Raw genomic sequence first — 8,613 nt, 5'->3', positions numbered from 1 at the left:
CAAGGTGTTATCGAATCTAAATCCCCTCACCCTAACCCTCTCCCGAAGGGAGAGGGAATTAACGGGACAGCAGTGATTCAGGCGTGCATATTTCCCCTGTTTCTATCAATATTGGCTATTCGGGAAGAAAGCACTCAAAGAATAATAAAGAGCGGTCAATTGCCATGAAGTTTATAACAAGTCGAGCCCTGCACCTGGCAGCGCCGTTCCTGCTCTTCAGTCTTTCATTATTGGCCGGTCCGGCGTGCGCAGAGCCGGTCCACCGCTACAGTTTCGCCGTGGTCCCGCAGCAGAATGCCATGCTCGTCCAGCAGACCTGGGCGCCGTTTCTCAAGGCCCTGTCCTTGCGCACCTCCATGCAATTCAGGCTGATGGTGGCTCGCTCCATTCCGGATTTTGAAACCGACATGCTGCGGGGCGCTGCCGATTTTGCCTACATGAATCCCTACCACGCCGTGCTCGTCAGGCAGAAACCCGGCTATGAGCCAATCATCAGGAGTGCGGAGGAAAAATTACAGGGCATCCTGGTGGTCAGGCGCGACAGTGACATTACGGATATCGCCCAACTGGATGGCAAGGAAGTCGCATTTCCTTCACCGAATGCCTTTGGCGCATCCTTGCTCATGCGAGCCTTGCTGCATTCGCAGTGGAATATCAACATCCTCCCGTATTATGTCGAAACACATGCCAATGTCTATCGCAATGTGCTCTATAAGCGGACAGTCGCCGGTGGCGGCGTCAAGCGGACCCTGCAGCAGGAACATGCCGGTATGCAGGCTCAACTCCGTGTCTTGTATGAGACTCCGGGTTTTGCCCCACACCCGATAAGCGTGCATCCGCGTGTGCCCACTGTATTGGCGCAACGTGTCCAGCAGGCGGTTATTGATATATGGCAAGACAAGCATGAACGCGCACTGCTGGAAAAGATTCAACTTTCAGCACCCGTGGCTGCCGATTATGAACGGGACTATGCACCGCTGGAACAACTCGGCCTGGAAGAGTACTACACCAGCCTCGCCCGCAACTAGACGTTAAAGCGGAAGTGCATCACGTCGCCGTCCTGCACAATATAGTCCTTGCCTTCCAACCGCCATTTGCCGGCCTCTTTTGCGCCTGATTCACCCTTGTATTCGATGAAATCAGCATAGGAGATGACCTCGGCACGGATAAAGCCTTTTTCAAAGTCGGTGTGAATTACCCCGGCAGCCTGGGGGGCCGTGGCCCCTACCTTGACCGTCCAGGCACGGACCTCTTTCACGCCGGCGGTGAAATAGGTCTGCAGGCCGAGCAGGCTATAACCGGCGCGGATGACACGATTCAGGCCGGGTTCGTCCTGGCCGATCTCGGCAAGAAACTCCTGCGCGTCATCCGCATCCAGTTCGGCGATCTCGGATTCAATGGAGGCGCAGACAGGTACCACCGGCGCACCTTCTTCCCCGGCAAACCGGACCACGCTATCGAGCAGCGGGTTGTTTTCAAACCCCTCCTCACTGACATTGGCGATATACATGGCCGGCTTGATGGTCAGCAGGTGCAGATCATATAAACGCCGGCGCTCCTCGGCATCCAGCCCCATGGCGCGCACCGGTTTTGCCTCGTCGAGCTGAGCCTTCACCCTTTCCAGCAGGGCCAGTTGCGCACGCGCCTCCTTATCACCGGACTTGGCGACTTTTTGCGCCTTGTTGATCGCCTTTTCCACACTGTCCAGATCGGCCAGTGCCAGTTCGGTATTGATGACCTCGATATCGGAAAGCGGGTCGATCTTGCCTTCGACATGCACGACGTCATCATCCTCGAAACAACGCACCACGTGGGCGATCGCGTCAGTCTCGCGGATGTTGGCCAGGAATTTGTTGCCCAGCCCTTCGCCCTTCGAGGCCCCGGCAACCAGCCCGGCAATGTCAACGAACTCCATCATGGTCGGCAAGACACGCTCGGGTGACACCAGTTCCGCCAGCTTATCCTGGCGCGGGTCCGGTACCGGCACGACACCAACATTCGGCTCAATGGTACAGAACGGATAATTCTCGGCCTGGATACCGGCCTTGGTCAGTGCGTTGAACAGGGTCGACTTGCCAACGTTAGGCAACCCCACGATGCCACATTTAATACCCATTACTTATCTCCGGAAACAGTAACCACGCAAGGGTTACTCATTTGTATCGTTGTTATTGGTGCAACTCGCGCATGGCCTTCTCAACGTCATCGTCGAGCAAGGCGGGGACAACGCGCCGCGCTTCATCTATCGCGTCACTGATGCAGCGACGATCGGCATTTGATGGCCGTGTCAGGACGAAGTCGGACACCTGTTTTGCATTACCAGGATGTCCGATCCCGATACGCAAGCGTAAAAAATCCTTACTACCCATTGCACTGATGATGTCGCGCAGGCCGTTATGCCCGGCATGCCCGCCACCACGCTTGAGTTTGACCACACCAGGGTCAAAGTCCAGTTCATCGTGGGCAACCAGTATCTCTTCAACGGGGATCTTGTAGTATTTGGCCAGTGCGGAAACTGCCTGACCACTGCGGTTCATAAAGGTATCCGGCTTGAGCAGCCAGACCGTGTTGCCGTGCAGATTGGCCTTACCGACCTGGCCATGAAACCTTGTATCCTTACGCCACTCGGCGCCGGCCTGACGAGCGACCTCGTCCACAAACCAGAAACCGGCATTGTGCCGCGTTGCCTCGTATTCGGCCCCGGGATTTCCGAGTCCGACGATAAGCGCTATACGCGACATCAATACCGGTCCTGAACTGCCAAGCTAGATAGCCAGGCGGATTATTCCGCGGCTTCTTCGCCTTCGGCGGCGGCCTCGGCCTCGACAACTTCCTCTTCGACAGCCGCGCCACGTGGCACGTGAATGCTGACCACTGGCTGATCATGACCTTCACCATAAGCCAGCTGTACCAGCTCAACACCTGCCGGCATGACCAGGTCTGACAAGTGCAGGGCATGACCAACTTCAAGCGCCGTCACATCAACAGTGATGTACTCAGGCAGGTCTTTGGCCAGGCAAGTGACTTCCACTTCGGAGGCGTTATGGGAAATCTGACCACCCTGTTCCTTGACGCCCACAGCCACATCTTCGTTTTCGAAGTGCAGCGGTATATTCATGTGAATCTTCTCTGTTTCGCTGACACGCTGGAAATCGGCATGCATCACGGTAGGCCTGGAAGGGTGACGTTGCAGATCACGCAACACAACCTTCTCACCCTTGCCACCAACCTTGATAAGCAGGATATGTGAATAAAAGGCTTCGTTTTCCAGGGCATGGAAAAGCTTGTCATGTTCCATTGTCAGTGAAACCGGATCCTTGTCACCGCCATAAATGACGGCAGGGATCTTGCCCGCATGACGCAGGCGGCGGCTCGCACCTTTCCCTACATCAGTACGAACTTCTGCATTCAGTTCAAAAGTTACGCTCATTGGTAATACTCCTGTTTACGTTTAAAGCACCCCACCACCATGATGAAATGCACACTTCCCCGCGACCAGAGAAAGCGGTTATGCGGATTGATGATTTATGAATGATGATTGATGAATGAATCATCGACCATCAATTGCCCTGAACCTTCGGTACGAAGGTTAGGGTACTCATAACGAACCCGGAGGGTTCTATGAGCCAAAGCATCAATCCTGAATGTCAGTCCATATACATGAACTAACAAATTCTTAGTACCTGTTTACAACGCACTGATGAATTTGAAAATCATCATTCATCATTCATCATTCATCATTCATAAATCATCAATCTGGTTCGTCAGTCCATATACATGGAACTGACAGATTCTTCGTTACTGATACGCCGCATTGTTTCTGCCAGCATCTCGGCGACACTGAGCTGCCGAATGCGTGAACAGTTTTGCGCAGCTTCTTTCAGTGGCAGAGTATCGGTTACGACCAGTTCATCAAGCAACGAGGCCTCGATATTCTCCACCGCAGGACCCGACAACACCGGATGCGTACAGTAGGCCGCCACACGTGAGGCGCCATGTTCTTTCAATGCATCAGCAGCCTTGCATAGCGTACCCGCGGTATCGACCATGTCATCTACGAGCACACAACTGCGGCCTTCGACATCACCAATGATATTCATCACCTTGGAGACATTCGCCTTCGGCCGGCGTTTATCAATAATGGCCAGGGCGGCGTCATCAAGGCGCTTGGCGATCGCACGGGCACGAACCACACCGCCAACGTCCGGGGACACGACCATCAGGTCATTGCCGTTGTGTTTCCAGACATCGCCCAGCAGGATCGGCGAGGCATAAACATTGTCCACAGGGATATCAAAGAAACCCTGTATCTGGTCGGCGTGCAAATCAATGGTCAAAACCCGGTCCGCACCCGCCGCCGTAATCATGTTCGCGACCAGCTTCGCCGTTATCGACACGCGTGCTGAGCGCGGCCGGCGATCCTGACGCGCGTAACCAAAATACGGTATCACTGCCGTGATGCGGCGCGCCGAGGAGCGGCGCATCGCGTCGATCATGACCAGCAACTCCATCAGGTTGTCATTGGTCGGTGCGCCCGTCGGCTGCACCAGGAAAATATCATTGCCACGCACATCTTCTTCGATCTCGCAGGAGACCTCGCCATCACTGAACTGACCAACCTGTATCTTGCCCAGCGGCATCTGCAAGTGGCGAACAATCGAACGCGCCAACTTCGGGTGGGCGTTTCCGGCAAAGACCATCATCGCGCTTTCGGGCACATTACACCTCGACTCTTCGGCTCAACAGGCTACCGCCCTGTGCGGCATGCCTTATAGATATGGCTGGGGCGGCAGGATTATTCGGAACTTCGTTCCTCACCCCTTCGGGGCCAGCGTTGTCCGCTTGTGGCTTCCGGCGTCCTGCCTCTCGCCACACTTGTACATCCTGTACGTCGCGCTCCCGCCGCTGTTCAAGCCACCTTCGCTTCACTGAGAACCCCTTCGGGGTTCATTCAGTACTTCCTGAACTCACTTTGTTCGTTCTGGTCGCGCAGTGGCTTAGTCGAACCTTAAGGTTCTCATCCTGCCTTTATATGGCTGGGGCGGCAGGATTATTCGGAACTTCGTTCCTCACCCCTTCGGGGCCAGCGTTGTCCGCTTCGCTCCCGCCGCTGTTCAAGCCACCTTCGCTTCGCTGCGGTGGCTTAGTCGAACCTTAAGGTTCTCATCCTGCCTTTATATGGCTGGGGCGGCAGGATTCGAACCTGCGCATACGGGGATCAAAACCCCGGGCCTTACCACTTGGCGACGCCCCAAAAAAAATAATTGATGATTGCAGATTGATGAATGCAACTACGCACCAATCATCACTCATTAATCATCAACTTTCAGCTGCCAGCCTATCCAGTAAAGGCGACCGGTTGCAGCCCCTGGCCACAAAGCCTTGCCATTCGCCCGGTATTTTACGCGAAACTTCAGTTGCTTGCGCTTCATTTTCAAACGCGGCAAAGACACAACTGCCGGTGCCGGTCATCCTCGCCGGGGCAAACCGACCAAGCCAGTCCAGCGCCCTGCTCACGGCCGGATAATGTTCACGCACCACCGCTTCACAGACATTTCCCGCCTGACCTGACAGAAAGTCGCGTATTGTGATGGGACGGCAGTCACGTGTCAATTCCGGTGCGGCAAAGATCGCGGCTGTGCTGACTTCACAGCTCGGCGCTACAACCAGGTACCAGGGTTCCGGTGGCGCCACGGCAGTGAATTTTTCCCCTACCCCTTCGGCCCAGGCCGCCTGACCGTGAACGAAAACCGGCACGTCAGCCCCCAGGCCCAGGCCTATCCGGGCCAATTCATCGACCGACAACCCGACCTGCCAGAGCCTGTTCAGGGCGACCAGAGTCGTCGCCGCATCGGAGCTACCGCCACCGAGACCGGCACCGGCGGGCAGGCGCTTTTCCAGCCGCATATCAGCGCCGAGCCGGGTACCGCTCTCGGTCTGCAGTCGACGCGCTGCGCGCATGACCAGGTTGTCCTCGTCGGCGATCCCTGCCAGCCCGCCCTGCAGACGCAAGTAGCCGTCCTCGCGCAGCGTAAAATACAAGCTGTCGCCGACATCCAGAAACTGAAACAGGGTCTGTAACTCGTGCATGCCGTCGGCACGTCGCGCCGTGATATGCAAAAACAGGTTAAGCTTGGCCGGGGCCGGCCAGCCAGCGGCACTCATCCGCCGCGCCTGCCCGGCGCCGCAGCGACGAGCTGCCATTGATCGATAACCAGGCGCACATCCAGCCCGTCGTGATCGAGGAAAACCTTGTTCGGCAGCATAAAGCCCTGCACGGCCACGTAGCCACGGTAACGTACCCGCCAGCCATTTTGCTCCAGCACGGCAAGCCGGCCCGCCGAGTCCAGTTCTTCTTTATGGTCACTGCCGGGGGCAACCCGTCCGACCGCCCAGTAGCGCAGCCCGTTTACCGGTACCTGCAGGCCGAGTTGCTGCTGCAATAACTGCTCCGCGTCATCAGACTGCAGGATCTGCCCGTCATGGTGCAGAACCACGCCCTGTGGGCTGCCGTCGAGCTGTACTGCACCCTGTCCAAACGGCCCGAACAGGTTGAGGTGATAAACCGAGTCGACCTGCTGCCAATGCAGGCTCGCATGCCAGGCCTCTTCATCATGGCGCAGGGAAATACGCCCATCCAGCGTCCAGGCCTCAAGGCCCTCCAGCTGCGCCTGGTGTCGTGCCCAGGCAGCTTGCTGCTCGATGGCAGAAAGGGGCACCTCGGTGACCGGTAATGCTTCGCAACCACTTAACAGGGTGACGAAAAGAAAAACGAAACGGCGTATCATTTTTTCAGGCGCTGCATGGCCTCAAGCACTTTTTTGTCCCCCGGCGCCTTTTTCAGTGCCCGCTGCCAGACCTTCTGTGCCCGTTGCTGTTCCCCGGTGACCCACAAAACCTCGCCGAGATGGGCCGCAATCTCACCATCGTCGTTCAGATCATAGGCACGGGTCAGGTGCTTGATGGCTTCATCGTGATTACCGAGCCGGTACTGTAGCCAGCCCATACTATCCATAATCGCAGGGTCATCCGGCAATAATTCGTAGGCGCGCTGGATGTACTTTTCGGCCTCTTCAAAACGCTCGGTGCGATCCGCAAGGGTATAACCCAGGGCATTCAGGGCGTGGGCATTATCCGGCTCGTTCTTGAGAACGGCATGCAGATCGGCGACCAGGATATCCAGCCGATCTACGCGTTCGGCCATGAGCGCCCGCGCATAGAGGAGATCATTGTTGTCCGGCAATTTCTCCAGGGCCTGGTTATAGACCTGCATGGCATCCTGGTAACGCTCGGCAAAACGCAGCACATCTCCTTCAACAAGGTAGGTGCGTGCCTGCTGGGCCTCGCCACGGGGCAGAATCGAACGCAGCTGCTCCAGGGCCTCGCTGGTACTGCCCTGCCTGGCCTGCAGGGTAATCATGCGCATCTGCGCATCAAAGGCGTATTCACCCTGCTGAATCTCGGCATACCAGCGAATCGCCTCAAGGGGCTGTTCACGCAGCTCGGCGATCTGACCAAGATAATAGGCCGCCTCAAGGCTCCGCTGACTGTCGCCGGCCAGCTGCTTCATATACTGCTCAGCCGCATCGAGGTCCTCGACCTGCAGGGCCAGGATACCTAACGCATAGGTGATATCTTCATTGCCGGGGGCCTGTTCGGCGAGCCGCTCAAATTCGGCACGTGCGGCCTGCAGCTGCTTGGCATCTACCAGCAGGCGCGCGTAACTCAAGCGCAGCAACTTGTTCTCCGGTTCGGCGTCGAGCGCCTTGCGCAAAATATCCAGGGCCTGTGTCGTGTCACCTCGCAGATGGAGTAATCGCGCCAGCTGGTTGCTGGCATCCTGCCAGCCGGGTTTGAGTGCCAGGGCCTCGCGTACGGCGTGCTCGGCCAGTTCCAGATTGCCCGCCCGCTCGGCCAGGCCACTCAAGGCGAAGTGCGCCTCGGCAGTCTGCGGATAGCGGTCAGCCAGTTGCTGCATGACCACCAGGGCCTCCTCATGCAGGCTTTCCTGTATAAGCTGTTTACCAATCGTCATAAAGACCGCTGGCTCGGCCTGCTGGGCCTTGATAATAAAGTCGAACTCTTCGAGTGCCGCCTCTGGCAGTTTGTTACGCAGTAACATCATCGCCAGTGTGTAGCGGGCGGTGAGCAGGTCGGGGGCAACCTCTACCCACAGGCGCGCGGCCTCCAGGCCTTCGGTGTAATGCTTGGCAAAATTCGCCACCTGCACCGCCCGCTCGATGACACGGGGATCACGGGTCAAGTGCGCGGCTTGCAGGTATTGGCGGCTCGCCAGATTGAGGTCTCCGCGATGCCCGGCCAGCTCACCGGACAGCAACGTGAACAGCAGCTCACCATCCAGCTCGACATCCGGCAACTCGGGCGTTGAGCCGGCCTGCCGGGCCTGTTCAGCGGCAGGAACATCCCCTGCCTGTTCATTTTCTGCCGGCTGGTGAGTTCCCCAGAGTGTGCAGCCCGTGAGTACCAACAGGGCACAACCTGCTGAAATCTGCCTAAAAATACCTGTCATAACACCTGTTTCTCCGCCGCCGGGCTTCCCGCCACGTCGGCCTGTAGATCTTTAATGAGCACAAACGCAGCTCATCACGTATT

General features: G+C 57.1%; 8 protein-coding genes and 1 tRNA gene. 1 reads left to right on the top strand and 8 read right to left on the bottom strand.

The features are described from left to right. Positions 1-164: 164 nt before the first annotated feature. A complete protein-coding gene (locus RQ738_RS07485) occupies positions 165-1,028 on the top strand; it encodes a phosphate/phosphite/phosphonate ABC transporter substrate-binding protein (RefSeq protein WP_314163603.1) in 864 nt (287 codons plus the stop codon). Here the strand turns inward: RQ738_RS07485 and ychF are convergent. The 8 genes from ychF to RQ738_RS07445 form a co-directional block, all read right to left on the bottom strand. After that, the gene (ychF, locus tag RQ738_RS07480; protein ID WP_314163597.1) at positions 1,025-2,116 is read right to left on the bottom strand and encodes a redox-regulated ATPase YchF; all 1,092 of its coding nucleotides are present in this window, start codon (positions 2,114-2,116) and stop codon (positions 1,025-1,027) included. The two genes, RQ738_RS07485 and ychF, sit on opposite strands and share 4 nt — an antisense overlap. Positions 2,117-2,168: 52 nt before the next feature. Beyond that, positions 2,169-2,741 (bottom strand): aminoacyl-tRNA hydrolase, encoded by a 573-nt coding sequence (pth, locus tag RQ738_RS07475; protein ID WP_314163584.1) that lies wholly within the window; start codon positions 2,739-2,741, stop codon positions 2,169-2,171. Between the two features lie 41 nt (positions 2,742-2,782). Beyond that, positions 2,783-3,430 (bottom strand): 50S ribosomal protein L25/general stress protein Ctc, encoded by a 648-nt coding sequence (locus RQ738_RS07470; protein WP_314163581.1) that lies wholly within the window; start codon positions 3,428-3,430, stop codon positions 2,783-2,785. 334 nt (positions 3,431-3,764) lie between these two features. Beyond that, the gene (locus RQ738_RS07465) at positions 3,765-4,703 is read right to left on the bottom strand and encodes a ribose-phosphate diphosphokinase (RefSeq protein WP_314163620.1); all 939 of its coding nucleotides are present in this window, start codon (positions 4,701-4,703) and stop codon (positions 3,765-3,767) included. 476 nt (positions 4,704-5,179) lie between these two features. Next, a tRNA-Gln gene (locus RQ738_RS07460) sits at positions 5,180-5,254 on the bottom strand. Between the two features lie 65 nt (positions 5,255-5,319). After that, positions 5,320-6,165: a 4-(cytidine 5'-diphospho)-2-C-methyl-D-erythritol kinase gene (ispE, locus tag RQ738_RS07455; protein WP_314163618.1), complete on the bottom strand. Its 846-nt coding sequence runs from the start codon at positions 6,163-6,165 to the stop codon at positions 5,320-5,322. After that, entirely contained in the window at positions 6,162-6,788 is a 627-nt protein-coding gene (gene lolB / locus RQ738_RS07450; protein WP_314163578.1) for a lipoprotein insertase outer membrane protein LolB, read from the bottom strand. Before lolB ends, ispE begins: the two co-directional genes overlap by 4 nt. Next, entirely contained in the window at positions 6,785-8,530 is a 1,746-nt protein-coding gene (locus tag RQ738_RS07445) for a tetratricopeptide repeat protein (protein WP_314163565.1), read from the bottom strand. The genes lolB and RQ738_RS07445 overlap by 4 nt, the downstream gene beginning before the upstream one ends. Between the last annotated feature and the right edge of the window lie 83 nt (positions 8,531-8,613).

It is taken from the genome of Sulfuriflexus sp., from assembly GCF_032250955.1.
Classification (GTDB): Bacteria; Pseudomonadota; Gammaproteobacteria; order AKS1; family AKS1; genus Sulfuriflexus.
This window is presented reverse-complemented; position numbering and strand designations above follow the sequence as displayed.

Bases quoted from the DNA above. Each gene is read 5' to 3' on its own strand.
- RQ738_RS07485 (WP_314163603.1), top strand. From the start codon at position 165: ATGAAGTTTATAACAAGTCGAGCCCTGCACCTGGCAGCGCCGTTCCTG.
- ychF (WP_314163597.1), bottom strand. From the start codon at position 2,116: ATGGGTATTAAATGTGGCATCGTGGGGTTGCCTAACGTTGGCAAGTCG.
- pth (WP_314163584.1), bottom strand. From the start codon at position 2,741: ATGTCGCGTATAGCGCTTATCGTCGGACTCGGAAATCCCGGGGCCGAA.
- RQ738_RS07470 (WP_314163581.1), bottom strand. From the start codon at position 3,430: ATGAGCGTAACTTTTGAACTGAATGCAGAAGTTCGTACTGATGTAGGG.
- RQ738_RS07465 (WP_314163620.1), bottom strand. From the start codon at position 4,703: ATGATGGTCTTTGCCGGAAACGCCCACCCGAAGTTGGCGCGTTCGATT.
- ispE (WP_314163618.1), bottom strand. From the start codon at position 6,165: ATGAGTGCCGCTGGCTGGCCGGCCCCGGCCAAGCTTAACCTGTTTTTG.
- lolB (WP_314163578.1), bottom strand. From the start codon at position 6,788: ATGATACGCCGTTTCGTTTTTCTTTTCGTCACCCTGTTAAGTGGTTGC.
- RQ738_RS07445 (WP_314163565.1), bottom strand. From the start codon at position 8,530: ATGACAGGTATTTTTAGGCAGATTTCAGCAGGTTGTGCCCTGTTGGTA.